We start from the raw sequence: 18,515 nt of genomic DNA, 5'->3' as shown, positions 1-18,515 counted from the left end.
GGAAAACCAACCGGCGATGGCAGGAACGAGACCGGACAAGCGGTAAGCGGAATGGATAGAAAGGGAAATGCAGCCTTGCAGCTATAAGAGGCGAATAGAACAGGTAAACTGTCAGGGGATATAAATGGGAAAACCGCTACCTTGTGGACGTGTGTCATAAGATAGCGGTATTTGGTATAAAAGTCGATTGGGCGGCAAGCCGCCCTGGTTATTTCTCGTGCTTCTCCAGATATTCCTTCATCGCCTCGTTCACAATATTTCGGAGCGACATATTCTTTTCGATAGCGAGGTATTTCATCCGGGTATGGATGCTTTTGTCGATAACAAAATTGCAATGCACAGCAGGCTCTTTTTCCGTTTTGACCGGTGCAGGTTCTTTCTTTTGCGTGGACTTCCCGGTGGATGACAGCAAGCCGTCCAGTCCGCTTCTCATGCCGTTTTTCAATGAATCACTTTTGCTCATATCGTTTTTACTTTAATTTCAACACTTCTTTTGCTAACTCCATGTAGTCCTTTGCCCCGTTGCTGTTCTTGTTGTATTCAAAGATGTTCAGACCCTTTATCGGAGCTTCGGCCAATGCCACATTGTCCCGGATGACGGTCTTGAACACTTTGTCGCAGAACGATTCGCTGATGAGTTCCGCTACACTCTTGTTGAGCGTCTTGCGCTTGTCAAACTGTGTGATGACAATTCCGCCGATGTTCAGATTCGGGTTCAAACGGGTTTTGACAATCTCGATCACATTTGTAATCTTCGCCATTCCGCGCATGGCGAGGAACTGTGCTTGTACCGGAATAATCAGAAAGTCCGCCGATGTGAGGGCGTTCAGCGTCAGCAAACCCAGCGAGGGCGGACAGTCAATCAGGATATAGTCGAATTTCCGGCTCTCAAGCAATTTTGCAATCAGGCCTTTCAGTATCAGTTCCCGTCCCGGCTCGTTGATAAGCTCGGATTCCGCCGCTGACAAATCAAGGCAGGACGGAACAACGGAAAGACCATTTCCCAGCTCGAATGCCGGTAAGGGATATTCGCCTTTCATCGCTCCGTACACCGTCTGTTCCTCTTCGATGGAGAGACCGCAGGATTCCGTGAGGTTCGCCTGACCGTCCATGTCGATGAGCAACACTCGCTTTTTTTTCTGCTGCAATGCGGCAGCAAGATTGATGGTAGTAGTCGTTTTTCCGACACCACCCTTGTGGTTCAAAACTGCGATTATTTTTGTCATAATTTCATATCTTTATATCTGATACAAAGATACTACTATTTTTAGTATTTACTACGATTAGTGCATACTATTTTACTACTTATTTATATTTTAGTATTGTAGTATCTACTACTATACTAAAATACTGATTGACTAAATGTAGTTGCATTCTATCATTTCCGATGTGATATTTCCTAATATCCTACTTTACTAACCTTAGTATATACTACATTTAGTATCGGTTGTATAACAGTAAAGTAGCCTCTTGGAGCATATAAACGGATATTGCCGCTGTCAGATCGGGGAACACAAGAAAAATCCCTCTGCCGGGTTCTCACAACCAAACAGAGGGAAAAGGCTAAGATATGAGTATGGTTTAAGCGGCTTTGGTTGTAGGTTCGTATTCGGTAGCCGGTGTTTCGGGTGGGGTTAGAGAGCGTTCCGCATCCTTGAGACTTTCGTCAATCTTCCGCTGCAGCTCCTTGCACTCCAGTTTGAGTTTTACCAATTCATCGGCTTTGCTCCACTGGCGGTCAACGATGTCCTGCAATATGGGGATTTCGCTTTCAATCCGCTCCACCGCCTTTTGTTGCTTCTCAATAAGTGAGGGCAATTTGTTTAGTGTAGCCTGCGGATATTGAGCAGATTCCACGAAGCCAAGCGGTAACGCACCTGTCAGTCCACAACGGTATTTAAGCCCGCTTGTCCCCTCGACAAAGAACGTGTTGCGGTCAAATACCCCTGTTATACTGTACTCGCTGCGTACCAACAGGTTCAGTCCTGCAAACGTACCAATCGTGCCATACGCTCCGCTACGGTAGGTTTTAGCGATGCGGTGTAATTCCCGGCCTGTTTCCTCGGTTGTGGCTTGTGGCAGGTTGAGAAGCTGCGTTACCTTTGTGCCCTCGTAAGAGTTGAAGTATTCCCAATCATTGATGAAACCGGCCTTTGTACGCCGTGCCTTTTCAACCTCTTCACGATTGGAAGCTATTTTGCGCTCGGCACGGACGCGTTCTTTCTTGAAAATGGCCTGTTCCTTTTCCAACTGCATAATCTTGTTGTCAAGTTTTGCCTTGTTCAGCAAATCTGTATTGCCGGAAAGGACAGCCACGAACTCGGCGAAGTTCATGCCGTTGTCCTCGTCCATGCCGCCCTCGTCGATACGGCGCACGGCTATTGTGCCGTTATTGATTTGGTTGATGAACATCTGCTTGTTTTTCAGCAAATTGAATTTGTAGGCGTCAAGTGTCTTTTCCGTGCCGTATATCACCACATCCACCACATTGCCGCCCTACAGCTTCACGGTGTTGCCCTTGCGTACCGCCCTGCCGTTGCGCTGCTCCATGTCGGCCGGTCGCCAGGGAATCTCCAAATGATGCACCGCTACCGCCCGCTGTTGGGCGTTTACCCCTGTGCCTAACATGGTGGTACTGCCGAAAAGCACACGCACCTTGCCGTTGTTCATGTCCTCGAACAGGCGTTTTCTTGCCCTTTCGGTGGTGGCGCACTGGATAAACTGCACTTCATCGGCCGGAATGCCGAGGTTCACCAACTTCTTTTTAATGTCAGTATATACGTTCCACTCATTCGGCTTGTATGTGCCGAGGTCGCTGAACACGAACTGCGTACCCCGGTTGGCGTTCGATTTCACATAATAGTCATAGATTGTTCTTGCGCAGATTGAAGCCTTGTTGTCGGCATCGTCGCTGAACTTGTCGCCCAACAAACGCATATCGAGAGCCATTTTCCGTGCCACGTTGGTAGCGACCAACATTTTAGCCTTATCGAGATTGTCGGGTTCGGGCGTATCAAGTCCCAAATCCTCCCACTGTCCGCTGTGTGCAAAGGAAACCAGACGGCCTATCATTTCCTCCTGCTGGATAGTGGGCGCATGAGAAAGAAAGCGCACGTTTTTATCCGGTACATCGAGGTTTATCATGTCGGCGGTGCGGTAGTCGGTAATCTCACGCAGGAACATTGCCAGTTCCGGCACTTTGATGTAGGTGCGGAAACGCTCTTTACGCTTGATTGCACCTGTCACGTTCAGTTCATAGTCGGCTGTCTTCTGCGTAAATATCGCCGCCCACGCATCGAAGCAAGAAATCTGTTGACGTTGCAATTCTCTTGGTCTAAGATACTTGAACATCACATATAGCTCGGTGAGTGCGTTAACTACTACCGTGCCCGAAAGGAATGTTGCGCCGAGGTCACGTCCTGTCCGGTGCTGAATGTCACGGATGGCAAACAGCAGGTTCATCGCCCTTTGCGAGCCTTTGGTATTGCCTATACCGGCAACCCTCGTGTGGCGTGTCTGAAACATTAAGTTCTTGAAAATGTGGCATTCATCGACAAATATGTGGTCTATGCCCATCGAGTGAAAATCGACTGTATCGTCTTTCCGGTCGTTGATTTTCATTCGCAACTCCTTAAGTTTGGCCGTGAGGTTCTGTTTGCGCTTCTCCAGACCGTCCTGCATCTTTCCGCTGCGGTAGCGCATGGTGGATTGTTCCAATACTTCCAAATTGCGCTCCACATCGGCCAGTTCTTCCGTGAATATATCTATCATGGTCTGTTCCGACTGCGGTATTTTGGCGAACTGGTCGTGCGTCAGAATGATACAGTCCCAGTTGTTGTTCTTGATTTTCGAGAATACCTCTTTGCGGTTGGCAGGGGTGAAATCCTCCTTGCCCGGATAAAGCACCTTTGCCGAGGGGTAAGCCTTGCGGAACGTGTCGGCAATCTCGTGAACATTGGCTTTCAAGCCGATAATGAGTGGTTTCTGCACTAATCCGAGGCGTTTCATTTCGTAAGCTGAAACGCACATTATCATCGTCTTGCCTGTGCCTACCTCGTGCCAACAGATACCGCCGCCGTTCTGCTTAATCATACAGATAGCGTCTTTCTGTGAGGGATAGAGGCTGTCGTATGGGAAATTCTCGAAAGAGAGCTGCGGAAAGGTCTGTGCCGAGCCGTCATAATGCGGACGGACATAGCAGTTAAACCGCTCGTTGTACACCCTTACCAATTCGTCCCTTACCTCTATCGGTTGACAGTCGAGCCACTGGTTGAAACGGTTTCTTATCTCCTGTATCTTGGTGGCCGCTTCCTGTATGGCTTCCTCGTCCGGCACTCGTACCGTTTCGCCGTTCCGCTCTATCTCTTTGGTTATTTCGGGAACGGTGTCCTGCAATGCGTGTACAAACAAGTCCTCTCCGTTGTAATTCTTTACGGAATAGGTGTTATAGACTATAGGGGAATATCCTTGCAGACGTACCAGATAGGTGTCGTTCACGTCAAAATACATCACATCGGTTTCCGTTCCGAAAAGCTCTGTGGCAAAATCGGCGTACAGCTTCGTGTCAATCCAACGCTCGCCCATGTTGATGTCGAGTTCCTCGTAAGGTATCGCTTCGGGCATGGCTTCCTCCAATGCCTTTACAGCGGTTTCCGCCCAGTCCTTTTCCTTGCCTGTGAGGTCGGGAAGATAAGAGCCTGTTTCCTTGCTTTTGGCAATGACGTTTCTGGCTATGAACTTGCCTTTGTGTTCCCATTCTCCGGTGGCTGGGTTGTAGAATATCTCGCCTTTGAGGTCGTCGATAACTTCGTCCTCGTCTTTGCCTGTGGTCTGTGTCAGATAGCCCATATCCACACAGCCGTAAAAGTTCAGACTGCTTGCCAACGCTTCGGCCGGTGTGAGTTGCACGGTCGTGTCTATCTTTTTGAACGCTACAGGCTCACGCATGATGTCGGCTTTGAATATGTTGCCCTTGACCTGCATTTCTATTGTAAAGACTTCCACGCCAAGGCTGTCAAGCATGATAAATTCCTTGTTGTCGTTCTCGTGGAAAAAGCCCCATTTGGCGACAAAAGCATCATAGCAAGCGTTCAGTCGTTCACGCAGTTGCGGCTGTTCCATCTGTTTCTCCTGCTCTTTGATTGCAAGTTCAAAGTATGCCTTGCGGATAGCGAAATAGTCGTTTGCCCTGTCGGTGTTCACCTTGCCCTCGTCCACCGGGACAAAATCGGTGGCCGTCTCTTGGTAGAGGTCGGATTTGCGGTATTGGATAACGCCCACCTGCCCCTCGAACAGTACCATTGCGCCCTCTTTCATCCACGCTTCCGGCTCGTCCGTATAGGCTCGTCTGCCTTTTGGTGGTTGCTTAACGGCCACACTACCGAAAAGGGACATTTGCGTGTGTATGCCGTCCTGTCCCTCACTTGTGAAAAGGCTTTTGCGGAAATAGCGGCCAAAGTCGAGTTTGAGCAATGCGGCGAGGTACTGCGACATGGCGTTTTCATCACCCTGCCACTGGTATTTGCGTACATACTTGCCGTACTGGTTCATCGCAATGCGGCTGCCTGTTGCAAGGGTGGTTTTCGACAATGTGAAAAGTTTGTTGGCGTATTCGGTCATTGTGCCTGTCGTATCTGCCTTTTCCCTGCCGACCTGCAAAAAGAGCTGTTCCCTTTGTGAAAGTGATGCCTTGTGTGTATGTTTTTGAAATACAAGTAAGTCACTGCCTACCTCGATACCGCTTGTTTGCATGAAAAGCATGTCGGGCAGACGAATGGCACTTATCAAATCAGCATGGCTCACAAGGTAATCACGCACGAATTTGTTGCTTGGTGTGTCGGCCACGCCCCTTGATGTGACGAAAGCCAACAGACCGCCCTCGTTCAAAAGTTCCATAGCCTTGACGAAAAAGTAATTGTGTATGGTCTTGGTAGCCTGCTCGTATATGCCGCCTTTCTTCCAGAGTTCCGCATCGAACACACGGAAGTTACCGAAAGGTATGTTGGAGGCTATGACATCGAATTTCGTATGTTTAAAACCCTGTTCGTCTATCGTTTCAAACCCGGCTGTCCGTGTAATCGTGTTGTCATTCAGCAGGGAGAGTATCAGACCCGAAACCGGGTCTTTTTCAATAGCATAGCCGCAGGTGTCGGACATGGCTACCGGGAGGAAACCGCCAATGCCTGCACTCGGTTCGAGGAATAAGCGCATTTGCAGTCCGTTATCCTTGAATGTAGTGTGTATTTGTTTTGTTACCGCTTGAACAAGGAATTTCGGGGTGTAGAACGCTGTCAGGACGGAGGCTTTGATACCCTCCATGACGTTGTGGCGCATGGGTTCTGTGAAATGTGGGTAGGTGTCGATAAGCTCCTGCAATCTTTGTATCGGTTCTACCATGTCGCCACTTACAGGCTTTTCCGTGCCGATGTTCAATACTTCTTTGATACCGCCAAACCCCGAATATAGGGATAAAATCTCTTTTTCCTCTGTTGTGGCTTGTCTGCCTTGAATGTGGATTTGTAACGCTGTCTTTATCGCTTCCACGTTTGCCACCAATGATTTCAATTTGTTGTAACTCATATTTAACCTTTCTTTTTATTTCCCTTTGTTCGGTCTGTTTGCGACCGCCGGGAAGATTTTTCTGCTTTCAGAAGGTGGTGAGGGACAATCGGACAAGGCTGATCCGAAAAAATACGCTCGACAGACGGAGAGGAAGATTTTTACGTGTCACTCGCAGCGGCACGCCGGCCTTGGCAAGATTGGAGCGGCCGGTTACCTTTGCGGAAAATTCTATCCCGTAGGTCGCACGGCAGCGGACTTGGGTTTAATGGGAATCCGTTAGAAAAAGGAAAGATTATGGGTAAAAGAATAAGGCGGCCAGCCGGGACGGACTTTTCGACGGACTGTCTTGGGACTACAGAGGGCAGGATTTATCCCGCCCCCTGTAATGCCAAGTCTGTCCGTGTCCGTCCTTTTGCAAAAAGGGGCTTCACGCACTTTATGTAAGGTGTTACACAAAATGCGTGAGGCTGCTTGAAGCAAACTGGCCGCAGGATGTAAGGCTATAAGAGGGAGAACAGGAGTTCTATAAAAGGTCGTTGGCGGACGGGAACATCAGACCGTACCGAGACTTTGCCCGATACGGTCTGTCCTTACCCTGCATATAACTCAGTCTATGTCATAGCCTATCATGTATTCATCGTTGATAAGCAGATAATAGTAGCCGTTACCGCAATTCCGGTATTCTTTGCTGAATCCAGCCGCCATATCGCCGTTTTCGCGCGGCTCACACCATAACGTACCGTCATAGCCACAAAAGTCGAAACGTCCGGTGGAAAACTTTTCGCCTTGCTTCAGTGCCGTTCTGAAACGAGCCATATCCCAACTGCCGCAATACTTCTCGATGGTGGCAAGTCCGATACACTTGCCGTCGATGCGTGTGCCGGTCGTGATGCGGTTCTCGTAAAGGGATTTATCCAAATCGGCATTAGCGATTTTGCGAAGCCAGTCGTTTGTATGCGTGGCAAGCCGGGCAAGTTTCTGGTATTTCAAGACCAGTTTCTTTTCTATGTCCGCTGCATCTTCGGGAGAGGATGACGGATAGTATATCTTCTCAATGCTTGCCCAATCTGTGAAGATGTACCCGCTTTTTCGTTTTTTGGGCGCAATAATGCCGATAACATTTTCATTGCGGTTGATGAATAATCGCCTGCGTTGGCCTGCAATCCTTACATATAAAGAGGCGGGATTCTGCTCGTTTCGGAGATAGGCTTCTGCCGGATGGATAGTTGTTGTTTCCATATCTATATGAATTTTGATTTTTGCTGTTCCTATTTGGGTTTACCTGTTCAAAGTTCCGGGATTGTGCCGTTCTTATATAGAACACCGTCCCGATAATGGGACACGATGCCCGGCTTAAGTCCCATTTCCTCAAAGGCTATATGCCTGATATAGTCCTTGTATTCTTTGCCAATGAAATTCTTTCCACAAAGGTTGTTGAAAATCATAGGGACGGAAAAAACGTCTTCGCTCGACAATATCACTTTGCCGTCTTGTCTAATTTCTTCTACCATACTTGTTTACTTTTAATTGGTTGAACTTTTCTGCTGATTTTTTCTTTTTCCCTGCTTTCGTTTGCCGTGCAGGTTTGTTTTCAGCTTTTTGAGGCAGCCAGAGGATGAAGCTGTGGCATCATAAGCCAAACCCGGATAGAAAACCGACCGTGCAACAGTCTGTTTTCGTCATCCGAATGCAATGCGGCTTGGCGATTATGCGCTTCGTCCTACATTCGCCGACGAAAAGAGTAAAGAATGACCTGCCGATAAACGAGATGTGACAACAATAAAACAGGAAAATACGATTTGGTAAATTGTCATTGTACAATATTGAACAACCACTAAATATCGGCACAATTTTAATTTAGTGCCGATATTTAGTAGATGATGACAAAAGGTTATTTACATATAGATTGTTTTAAATAAATACAAATTTTCGGCACTATTTCTGAATAGTGCCGAAAATTTGCTATATTTGCAGGCAAAAACAGGATATAATATGAGTAATAAAACAACGACATCCATACTTGAATACGCTGAAGTACACCGTGATTTCAGCATGGATGACTTGTTTGCCTATCTTCACGAAAAGGTTGGTATAAGCAAGTCTTCCTTGTCATGGTATCTGTTCAAGCTCGTGAATGAAAATGCACTGGTCAGAACCGGACGCGGAATGTATGCTAAAGTCATGAAACAGCCCTTTGTTCCTAAACTCATAGGTGAAGTAAGAGAAATTTACGATTCGTTGCTGGTCAATTTCCCATTTGCGAAGTTCTGCGTCTATCAGGGGGATATTATCGCACCCTTGCAGCATCACCTTTCTTCCAACCGTGTTGTCTATGTGGAAACAGACAGGGATTCGGCAGAAACGGTTTTCAACTTTTTGAAAGACGGGAACCGTGACGTCTATCTGCGACCGGACAAAGATATGATTTACCGATATGTAGATATGGACAGCCGTGTCTTTTTTGTGAAAAATTTGGTCTCGGAAGCTCCTTTGCAGAAAGTATCAGATGTACCGATGCCTACACTGGAAAAGCTGTTGGTGGATATATTGAGGGATGCGGATTTCTTCTACCTACAAGGTAGTGAAAGCGAGCATATCTTTGAAAATGCCTTTAACCTGTACGCTGTCAATCGAAATCGGCTATTCAGGTATGCCGGCAGACGTAAGGCAAAAGAAGAAATATTGTCCATATTAGAAAATCTGAACATAAAATGATAAAGAAGGAGTGTTTTACGGCAGAATGGATCGAACAGGTTTCATCCGAATTGCACTATAATGATAAAAATCTGATAGAGAAAGTAATCCGTGCCCTGTCCCTGCTTGAAATGCTGGTTAAAGCCGGGTGTCCACTGGTTTTTAAGGGAGGAACGGCACTTATGCTCATACTTGGGAAATCTGCTCATCGTCTGTCAATCGACATTGATGTTATCTGTCCCCCTGGAACCAACATTGAAGACTATCTGAAATCATTTGCCGATTTCGGCTTCATCAATCTGGAACTTGTGGAACGCAAGCAACGGGATGATGCGGATATTCCCAAGAGCCATTCCAAGTTTTTCTATCAGATTGCCTACCGAAATGACACCGATGCACAATCCTATATCCTGCTGGATGTACTCTACGAGGACATTCATTATTTCCGTACCCAACAAATAGCTATCGACTGCCCGTTCATACGGTTGGAAGGAAAACCATTGATGGTAACAGTCCCGTCCGCAGAAGATATTTTGGGCGATAAACTGACGGCTTTCGCTCCCAACACAACTGGAATACCTTATTACAAGAATGGAAGGTCCTGTTCGATGGAGATAGCCAAACAGCTTTATGATGTGGGGCGGCTGTTTGAAAATGTTTCAGACTTGCAGATTACCAAAGAAGCGTTCCGTAAGATTGCGGTGGTCGAACTTTCATACCGGTCTTTCGGAACGGACATAGGGCAAGTTTTCAATGACATCCGCCAAACGGCACTTTGTATCTCCACACGGGGAAAAGCCGGAGAAGGAGACTTCGACCTGATACAAGACGGAATCATCCGTGTCAAATCATTCATGTACAATCAGCGTTATCTGATAGACCATGCCATTATTGATGCAGCAAGGGCGGCTTATTTAGCCACGTTAATTGAAAAGGGAATCAATGAAATAGAATCTTATTCCAACAACCCTGCCGATATAAAGGATATGGTCATCCGACCTTCGCTGCCCAACAAACTGAATAAGCTGAGAAGCAACCTACCGGAAGCCTACTATTATTGGGCAAAAACGAGTGAGTTATTGGAAGCATGAAGTTTTACGAACATCGAATGGAAAAGATAAAAGCCGTATTCAACTGGAGCGGGGGAAAAGACTCCGCGCATGCCCTTTGGCGAGCTCGTCAATCGGAGCTATACGACATCGTTGCCCTGCTCACCACAATCAATCGTGACTCGCAACGCTCCACCATGCACGGTATCCCACTCCCCTTGCTTCAGGCACAAGCAGACAGTATCGGTATTCCCCTGCATATCGTGAATCTCACACCCCAGGGGAACCTTGAAAATTACGCAGAGGCCATGACTTGCGCAGCCCTACATTTCAAGGAGCAAGGAGTAACCCATTTTATTTTCGGGGATATTTACTTGCACGATGTCCGTGCCTACCGGGAGCGACAACTCGCTCCACTCGGAATAGAGGTTGTGGAGCCGTTATGGGGAGTAGTCTCCTCGGAAATCGTCATGCAGCAATACCTCGCTTCCGGACTGAAGACGGTCATCGTGACCACGCAAGCCGATGGCTTGGGAATGGATGCCATCGGTCGCGAGGTAGATGCCGACTTTATTGCCTCTCTCCCCAAGGAAATGGACCCCAACGGAGAAAACGGAGAATACCACACGTTCTGCTACGACGGACCGATATTCTCTTCACCCGTACTTTTCCGACTGGGAACTCCCTTTAGCCAAAGTTATGACATCCGGCTTGAGGATGGCACGATTCAAACCTATACTTATTGTTTTGCCCATCTTTCCGCCGAACCATAACACGGATTACATTTGCAATCATAAATCAACAATATGGAAAACAAAGGATATATACATGTCTATACTGGCAACGGGAAAGGAAAGACAACGGCCGCATTTGGGCTTGCCATTCGAGTTTTGTGTGCCGGAGGAAGCGTCTTCATCGGACAATTCGTAAAGAACATGAAATATAATGAAACCAAGATCGAACATCTGTTTAACAACGTCCGCATCCAGCAATTCGGTCGGGGGTGCTTTATTGAAAAGAAGCCGGCACAAGAAGATATTGACGCAGCTTATGCGGGATTGGAAAGCTGCAAACAAATTCTCGCTTCGGGAGAGTATAATCTGGTCGTGCTCGATGAACTAACCATTGCCCTGTATTACGAGTTGCTTTCTATTGAGGAGGTATTGACGGCGATTTCTCGACGACATTCCGGGACAGAGTTGGTAATCACGGGACGGTACGCTCCGGCAGAATTGATCGACATAGCCGACTTGGTCACGGAGATGCGAGAAGTCAAACATTATTACACGGAAGGCGTCCTCTCCCGCAACGGGATAGACCGTTAGAGTCCGATCTCCCTACTCGGTCTTGGTTTCACAATCATTCAAATAAAAAATTACGATAAGTTCCAAAATGAAAAGTCCCCTGTTTTAATCGAAAACCACATCACCTAATGACACTCTTTTCGATTAGCGTTTGGCGACATAAACACTCTTACAACAGTCTGCTCAAAGCTGAAATGCACTCCTGCTGTGTAGTCCTGATGTAATCGAAAACGACCGACGGATCGACACTCTTGCCATTTAGCTTGCAGGTTATGTGCAGGTGTTCGCCTGTACTTCGTCCAGTCGAGCCGGTTATACCGACGGCATCACGGGGACGGACTACCGTACCCTTGGCGGCCAGCACCCGTGAAAGGTGGCAATAGCTGACGGTGTAATTTCCGTGCCGCAGGGTCACATACTTGCCGGAAGTCTTGTCCTGTCCCACTTTGATGACCACCCCCTCCATCATGGCCAATACCTGCTCGCCCCGTGCGTGCAGGTCGATACCGCCGTGAAACTTCCTCTTCCCGGTAAACGGGTCTTTCCGGTAGCCGTATGGCGATGTAATTCTGATGCGCTGCAATGGATAAGACACGCTGAGATAACGGTCAATCCACAACTTCTTACTTTCATCGGCAGGTTTTGTCGAAGTCTCCTGTGCAGGAGCCATGCTTTCGGGTGTCGGCTCCTGCTTTTTCATACCCTCCTGCAAGGCTTCTACCTTGTATCTTTCTGGTGTCTTGGCAATCGTGTTGAACTGCGCCTGAACGGGCATCGTGCAGAATGAAATACCCGATATTGCTATCAGTAAAATTTTTCTCATTCGGCAAAGTTATAACGGGAGTTTTCATGTCGGAAACAAACAGCCGTCATTTCTTGTATTGGTTTGATATTTTGCGTCTATTAGTACGATTTTGATTAGATAATTGTACTAATGAAGATAAAAACAGCATATTACAACCGTTTATATAGCTGTATTTTTGTTCGTCACAATAAGATGTCTCTATCTTTGTATAGTACAATTTTATAATATAAATATAGTATGAAAAAAGTTCAGATTGAATTTGATGAATTACCCTTCCCGGCACTGGAACGATTCGGTCTCACACGGGAGATGATCGAGGATTTGCCGATGCGTGTGTTGGACGACATCTGCAATGGTCGGCATTCTCCCGTGCTTCCCGTGCGTGTTACGGACGAGCATGGCGGGCAAATAGAGAGCCGTAGCCGCTTTGCCTTTATCCGCATGGACAACGGTCAGGTGGATGTGGTCTTCTATCCGGCACTGAAATCCTCTCCGTTGGAACGGTATGACGAAGCGCAGCAGAAACAGTTGCTCGACGGCAAGGCGATTGTCGCCGACGTGGAAATGGCGGACGGCCGGAGCAGCAAGGCTTTCGTGCAGATTGACACCGAGACGAAACAGGTGATGTATGTCCCCACGCCCATCATCGCACGCAACCTGAAAGTGCTGGCCGAGGTCATGCGCCTCGGTGCGGTGGAGGTAAACGGGATGCAGCACGGCGAGCCGCTGACGGTCGTCGTGGACGGCGAGTCTGCTACAGTGGGCATAGACCTTCATGCCAAGACCGGCATCCGCTTCTGTTCGGGCGACGCGCAGCAATGGCGCAACCAGCCCAAGCGCGAGTGGGACAAATACACCTTCGGGTGCTACGGTTGCTGGATCATGGACGATGACGGCAACCTTGACTACGTTTCGGAAGAGGACTACACCGAGGAGTTGTGGAACGAACAGAAGAAGAGCGGCGAACGCAACCGTGCGGCAGCCCTCCACAAGTAAAAACAATCAATCCGTAGATTATGGCACAAAACGAATATTATCCCGAAGAGGTACTTGTCGGGAAGATGCAGAGCGGCGAATACGGCTGGCTCGATTACGTCAATCATTTCTCCGCCGACTGGCAGGAGGAATACGCCCGTTACTGCGAGGAAAAGGGGCTTGCTGTCGGCAACGAATCCGCTGCCGAGTTTGTCCGCTTCAAGGACGAACAGCTGGAGGCAGCAATGGAACGCGGCGACGCATAACGAAAACAATCCGACTATGGCGATACGAACGAATACCAATCCCCGGCAGATGGACTTGCAGCCCGAAATGCGCAATATGCTGATGCGTAACGGCCTGCAAGCCCATGTTGCGCTTGATGGTTCAGGGTATCGGCTGATTGTGCAGGGGCATAATTCTCCGCTGCTGGTCTATCCGATAAGCGAACGTCAGATGTTGGCACTCACGGACTGGGGAACCAATACGGCCAACAAGAAAGCCTACAACGTGCTCACGAGCATCGTGGGCAAAGACTTCTATATGCCCAAGAACTTCGTCCATGCCCGCAATGCCAACGGGCGTGTGGCTATGGGGCTGCACGGCTACCGCATCGGCATCGGCGAGTACGGTCGCATGGGACGGATGGGAATGCCCCCGCCGTTCCTCGGCTGGACGCCACGCAACCAGTGGGGCTTGCACCTGCGCAGGGTCGGCGGCCAACTGTTCTTTCCGGGGCCGTCCATCGTACCCGAACGTCCCGACGGGCGCATGAAGCCCGGCGAGTTGCAATCGGGCGGTTACGGATTCTATTACAAGGGGCATCAACAGGCGCAACCCGTACAGCAACGGGACGTTCTGCAGGACTTGCAGGCGGTCATCACGCCGATGGTCAGCCGTCCGCGCAGCGGGGAACCGGCACGGTCGTACAAGGAGCTTATAGCCTCTCCGGTCTATTTTTCCAACGAGAAATTGGCGGAGTGCCTTGCCTCGCACGGTCTTGTCGTGGATGCGGAAAGGCGGACGCTGACTGTGCAGTCGGAAAGCGTCCAAGCCGATATGGTCTATGACCTGACGGAAAAGGAAGTGAGGACACTGGTTGCCGCACCCATCGAGGAACAACCCGTAGAAAAACGTCTGGAACTGCTGAACGGCATTATCGGGGCTGACTTTTCCGACAAAGTGACGATGGAGGCTCTCAACAGCGATCAACGCATCGCTATCGGCCTGCATCCCGAAGTACAGCAGGATTTGGAACAACGCCAACGGCAGGAGCAGGAGGCTTTCATGCCGGTGGAAACCTCGCTGCAACAGCAAGAGGAATCCATACAGGGCTATGTCGGTGCGGCAGTGGACGGGCGTGACCTCCAGTTTCTGAATGAAAACAAGGGATGGTATCGGGAAGAGAAGCACGGGCGGGAAGTTGAAGTGAGCCAGATAGCCGTTCAACCGGCACAGACCGAGGGGAAATACAGGATGACCGCCGTTATCGACGGTCAGGCTATCAGCCATGAGATAACCCAACGGGACTACGACAAGTTCCTTGCTGTGGATGACTATCACCGGATGAAGCTCTTTTCCAAGATTTTCAGCGAAGTGGACATGAAAACACGCCCGGAAGCACAGCGGGGTCTCGGCACGAAAATCTTTGCCGCCCTCACCGCAGGTACGGTAGTCGCGGCGGGTGTCGCACACGGCATCCACCATCACTGCCATGCCCCGGAGTTCTACGGCGAGTGTTTCGGCGGTCCGCCACGCCCGTACTTCAAGCCGGGTGTCGATACGCCGAGGGATGTGGCCATCCGTTGTTTCGAGGCAGAGATGAACCGTGAAATCAATGATATGAGAATGGGGAGGTAAACCATGAGAGAGGGCGAACTGACTTATGACGATTTTCTGCGCAGGCTGAACATTCAGGACGTGCTTATCGACGCGGGCTATCACCTGAACCGGCGTGACGGCCTGCGCTATCCCTCGTATGTCCGGTTGGACAGCGAGGGGCGGCGCATCCGCAACGACAAATTCATTGTCACGCAGCAAGGGAAATGTTGTTTCAAACCGCAACAGCAGAAGTCGTATAACATCATTTCCTTTATCAAGGAGCATCCGCATTTTTTCGCGGAATACCATGCCGGTGTGTCTCCCGACCGACTGGTAAACCTTGTCTGCAACCGGTTGCTGAACCATCCCGTCGCTGACCGGGATACCCGGATTATCCAGCCTAAACGGGATGTGAAGCCGTTTGACATGGCGGATTACGACATTCACCAGTTCAATCCGCAGGATCGGGCGACACAAAAGAAGTTCTATCCGTTCTTCAAGCATCGGGGCATCGACCTTTACACGCAATACGCCTTCCACCGGAACTTTTGTCTGGCGACGAAACACCGTGAGGACGGCATGAAATACACCAACCTCGCCTTTCCGCTGACCGTTCCGAAAGATACGGGACAGGTTGTCGGTCTGGAAGAGCGAGGGCGCCCTCGCATGGATGGCAGCGGCAGTTATAAAGGGAAGGCGGAAGGGAGCAATTCGAGCCAAGGGCTATGGATTGCCAGCCCAGCCAAAACTACGCTTACCGAAGCCAAGCATATCTACTGGTTCGAGAGTGCATACGACGCGATGGCCTATTACCAGCTTCATCAGGCCAACGACAAGGATTTGCGGAAAGCGGTCTTCATATCTACCGGCGGTAACCCGACGGTGGAACAGATGCGGGGTGTCCTCACGCTCTCGCTTCCTGCCAAGCAACACATCTGTTTCGATACCGACCTTGCGGGAATCGAGTTTGCCAAGAACCTGCAACAGGAGATGTACCGGGCTGTCCGTTCCACCATCGAGGAGACACCGGAGCGGAAGCCTTATCTGGATTCCGTCGCTGACGGCAAGAACCTCGATGAAGGAGACATAGACCTGCTGCCCGACGCTTTGCGGTCGAGCTACGGGAAATATGAATCCGCATGGGAAGAAGCCATGTCGATGCGTTCGAGCGGCCTGTGCCATCCGGACGACATACGGGAACAGACGGATATCATGAACGGAAATTACAAGGAGTTCCGTGAAGGATTGCGGGAGTTCCTCGGTCTGGACAAGGCGAATGACGCCTCTTTTGTCCGTGAACAGCCTACCTATCCCAACAAGGACTGGAACGAACAGCTTTTGGCCGGGCAGAAACAGGAAGAGACGGTCGATGAGACACAGGCGAGAGAACAGTCACCGGAAGAGGAACAACAAACACACTTTCGCCGATGATGACCGATGCACCCACAGGACATTTCCAAAGCATCGTGCTGCAACCGCACGCCGGACAGTTCGTCATCGACGAGCTGCCCGCAATCGTATTGTGCTGTGCAGCATGGGTGTACGGTGGCATGGAGGGACTGCCTCTGACAGCTCTTGCCGTATCGGTTGCCGCATTGCTTTCTTTGGCATTGCTGTACCGTTTCATCTATCTGCGCCGGACACGCTACCACATCGGTAGCGAGCAGCTTATCAGCAGGCATGGGGTGCTGTCCCGGAAGACGGACTACATGGAACAATATCGTATCGTGGACTTTGTGGAACACCAAAGCCTCATGCAGCAGCTTTGCGGCCTAAAGACGGTACGCATCTTCTCGATGGACAGGAATACACCCCGGCTTGATTTGGTAGGCATCAGACACAACTTCGATGTGGTAACGCTTATCCGGGAACGGGTCGAGTATAACAAACGAAAAAAGGGAATATATGAAATCACGAATCATTAGTCTGGTCATTTTTGCCCTCTGCCTGATGCCACACTGGGCAAAAGCCCAAATCACGGCGTCCAATCCGTTGGAATGGATGGCGTTGGCCGAGGGCAACGAGGTTATCAATGACCAAATAGAGAAACAGATAAATGGTCAGACGAAGACAGCTATGCTGCAGAACAGCATCGCCGCCGAGTTTAACCGCATCCACAAATGGGAGAAGCAGTACAACAGTTATCTCAAGACGGTAAGCGGCTACGCTTCATCGCTGAAAGCCTGCACCCATCTCTACAACGACGGCGTGAGAATCTTTCTCACGTTAGGGAAATTGGGCAACGCCATCCGAAACAACCCGCAGGGCATCATCGCCTCCATGAGCATGAACAATCTGTATATCGAGACGGCAACGGAACTGGTATCGGTCTTCACGCTCCTGAATGACGCAGTGGCCAAGGGCGGCAAAGAGAATATGCTCACGGGTGCGGAACGCAGCAAGACCTTGTGGGCGTTGAACGACAAACTTTCGGTTTTCAGCCGGGAAGCTGCACCTGCTCTACCTGAGCATACGGTACTATACCCTCAATGACGTGTGGAACAACGTGACGGCCGGGATGCTCGACCGCAACAACGGAGAGGCGGCACGGATGGCCATGTCCCGTTGGCGCAGGGCTGCCGTCCTTGCACGATAAAATCAGGTGAATGATGAAACGGACGATTTGGATAGGCATCTTATTGCTGTGCATCGGTATCGGCAAGGTTCGGGCACAGAACGACCCCGTGCTTGCCGGGATGATCCTGCTCTATACCGACAAGGCGGAAAAGGAGCTGAAGAACCAGGAGAAGGTCATGCTGATACAGACCACCGGACACCTGTGGACGAAAGAGGAAGTGAAAGCCACGACCGACCTGCAACGGGAGTTCAACAACTATTTGGACTCTTTCCGGTCGATAATCTGCTACGCAGCGCAGATATACGGTTTTTACCACGAAATATCAAGGCTGACGGACAATATGGGAGACTTTACCAGACAGGTAAGCCGCAATAGTCCCAACGCGCTGGCCGTTGCTCTCTCCACGCAACGGAACCGCATTTACCGGGAACTGATTATGAACAGCGTGGAGATTGTGAATGACATCCGCATGGCGTGCCTGTCAGACAACAAAATGACGGAGAAGGAGCGCATGGAAATCGTATTTGGCATCCGTCCGAAGCTCAAGATGATGAACAAGAAACTGCAACGGCTGACCAAGGCGGTGAAATACACGACGATGGGCGACATCTGGCGTGAAATCGACGAGGGGGCACGCCCGGCAGCCGACAAACGGGATATCGTGGAAGCCGCCAAAAGACGCTGGCGGCAGATAGGAAGAAATGTAAGACCTTAAAAACAGACAACGT

At 49.7% G+C, this 18,515-nt stretch carries 15 protein-coding genes and 2 pseudogenes; 11 read left to right on the top strand and 6 right to left on the bottom strand.

Translation table 11 applies throughout. The features are described from left to right. Positions 1-208 precede the first annotated feature (208 nt). The 5 genes and pseudogenes from NXV01_RS23985 to NXV01_RS23965 all read right to left on the bottom strand — a co-directional run bounded on the left by NXV01_RS23985 (position 209) and on the right by NXV01_RS23965 (position 8,072). Complete coding sequence (locus NXV01_RS23985; protein ID WP_008669718.1) at positions 209-463, bottom strand: hypothetical protein; 255 nt, start codon at positions 461-463, stop codon at positions 209-211. A 7-nt stretch (positions 464-470) separates the two neighbouring features. After that, on the bottom strand, positions 471-1,226 hold the full coding sequence (locus NXV01_RS23980; RefSeq protein ID WP_008669717.1) for a ParA family protein: 756 nt from the start codon (positions 1,224-1,226) through the stop codon (positions 471-473). A gap of 355 nt (positions 1,227-1,581) precedes the next feature. After that, positions 1,582-6,579: pseudogene (locus NXV01_RS23975) on the bottom strand (helicase-related protein). A 588-nt stretch (positions 6,580-7,167) separates the two neighbouring features. Next, on the bottom strand, positions 7,168-7,800 hold the full coding sequence (locus tag NXV01_RS23970) for a hypothetical protein (protein WP_008669713.1): 633 nt from the start codon (positions 7,798-7,800) through the stop codon (positions 7,168-7,170). Between the two features lie 47 nt (positions 7,801-7,847). Continuing rightward, positions 7,848-8,072 carry a hypothetical protein gene (locus NXV01_RS23965; protein ID WP_008782486.1) on the bottom strand — a complete coding sequence of 75 codons (225 nt, stop codon included), beginning with the start codon at positions 8,070-8,072 and terminating at the stop codon, positions 7,848-7,850. Positions 8,073-8,553: 481 nt separating this feature from the next. On the opposite strand from NXV01_RS23965, the gene NXV01_RS23960 reads away from it, so the two are divergent. The 4 genes from NXV01_RS23960 to cobO are packed head-to-tail and all read left to right on the top strand — an operon-like array spanning position 8,554 to position 11,629. Next, positions 8,554-9,276: a DUF6577 family protein gene (locus NXV01_RS23960; RefSeq protein WP_008669710.1), complete on the top strand. Its 723-nt coding sequence runs from the start codon at positions 8,554-8,556 to the stop codon at positions 9,274-9,276. Next, complete coding sequence (locus tag NXV01_RS23955; protein WP_008782484.1) at positions 9,273-10,346, top strand: nucleotidyl transferase AbiEii/AbiGii toxin family protein; 1,074 nt, start codon at positions 9,273-9,275, stop codon at positions 10,344-10,346. Before NXV01_RS23960 ends, NXV01_RS23955 begins: the two co-directional genes overlap by 4 nt. A gap of 17 nt (positions 10,347-10,363) precedes the next feature. Then, positions 10,364-11,077: an ATPase gene (locus tag NXV01_RS23950; protein ID WP_008782483.1), complete on the top strand. Its 714-nt coding sequence runs from the start codon at positions 10,364-10,366 to the stop codon at positions 11,075-11,077. A 33-nt stretch (positions 11,078-11,110) separates the two neighbouring features. Then, positions 11,111-11,629, top strand: a complete 519-nt coding sequence (cobO, locus tag NXV01_RS23945; protein ID WP_004301307.1) for a cob(I)yrinic acid a,c-diamide adenosyltransferase — start codon at positions 11,111-11,113, stop codon at positions 11,627-11,629. Between the two features lie 148 nt (positions 11,630-11,777). Here the strand turns inward: cobO and NXV01_RS23940 are convergent, their stop codons facing one another. Further along, positions 11,778-12,431, bottom strand: coding sequence for a M23 family metallopeptidase (locus NXV01_RS23940; protein ID WP_008669703.1), 654 nt, complete (start codon positions 12,429-12,431; stop codon positions 11,778-11,780). 219 nt (positions 12,432-12,650) lie between these two features. Between NXV01_RS23940 and NXV01_RS23935 the strand changes: the two genes are divergently transcribed. The 7 genes and pseudogenes from NXV01_RS23935 (at position 12,651) to NXV01_RS23905 (ending at position 18,502) form a co-directional block, all read left to right on the top strand. Continuing rightward, entirely contained in the window at positions 12,651-13,409 is a 759-nt protein-coding gene (locus NXV01_RS23935) for a DUF4099 domain-containing protein (protein ID WP_258978743.1), read from the top strand. 20 nt (positions 13,410-13,429) lie between these two features. Continuing rightward, positions 13,430-13,654 carry a hypothetical protein gene (locus NXV01_RS23930; RefSeq protein ID WP_004301303.1) on the top strand — a complete coding sequence of 75 codons (225 nt, stop codon included), beginning with the start codon at positions 13,430-13,432 and terminating at the stop codon, positions 13,652-13,654. 16 nt (positions 13,655-13,670) lie between these two features. Continuing rightward, positions 13,671-15,248, top strand: a complete 1,578-nt coding sequence (locus NXV01_RS23925; RefSeq protein WP_259023320.1) for a hypothetical protein — start codon at positions 13,671-13,673, stop codon at positions 15,246-15,248. Between the two features lie 3 nt (positions 15,249-15,251). Further along, positions 15,252-16,640 (top strand): toprim domain-containing protein, encoded by a 1,389-nt coding sequence (locus NXV01_RS23920; RefSeq protein ID WP_004320533.1) that lies wholly within the window; start codon positions 15,252-15,254, stop codon positions 16,638-16,640. Beyond that, entirely contained in the window at positions 16,637-17,134 is a 498-nt protein-coding gene (locus tag NXV01_RS23915; RefSeq protein ID WP_004320535.1) for a PH domain-containing protein, read from the top strand. Before NXV01_RS23920 ends, NXV01_RS23915 begins: the two co-directional genes overlap by 4 nt. Further along, a pseudogene (locus NXV01_RS23910) lies at positions 17,115-17,805 on the top strand (hypothetical protein). Before NXV01_RS23915 ends, NXV01_RS23910 begins: the two are co-directional and overlap by 20 nt. Before the next feature lie 13 nt (positions 17,806-17,818). Beyond that, complete coding sequence (locus NXV01_RS23905; RefSeq protein ID WP_004320540.1) at positions 17,819-18,502, top strand: hypothetical protein; 684 nt, start codon at positions 17,819-17,821, stop codon at positions 18,500-18,502. Positions 18,503-18,515: the final 13 nt, after the last annotated feature.

Origin of the sequence: Bacteroides sp. BFG-606 (genome assembly GCF_024788145.1) — a bacterium.
GTDB classification, from domain to species: domain Bacteria; phylum Bacteroidota; class Bacteroidia; order Bacteroidales; family Bacteroidaceae; genus Bacteroides; species Bacteroides vicugnae.
This window is presented reverse-complemented; position numbering and strand designations above follow the sequence as displayed.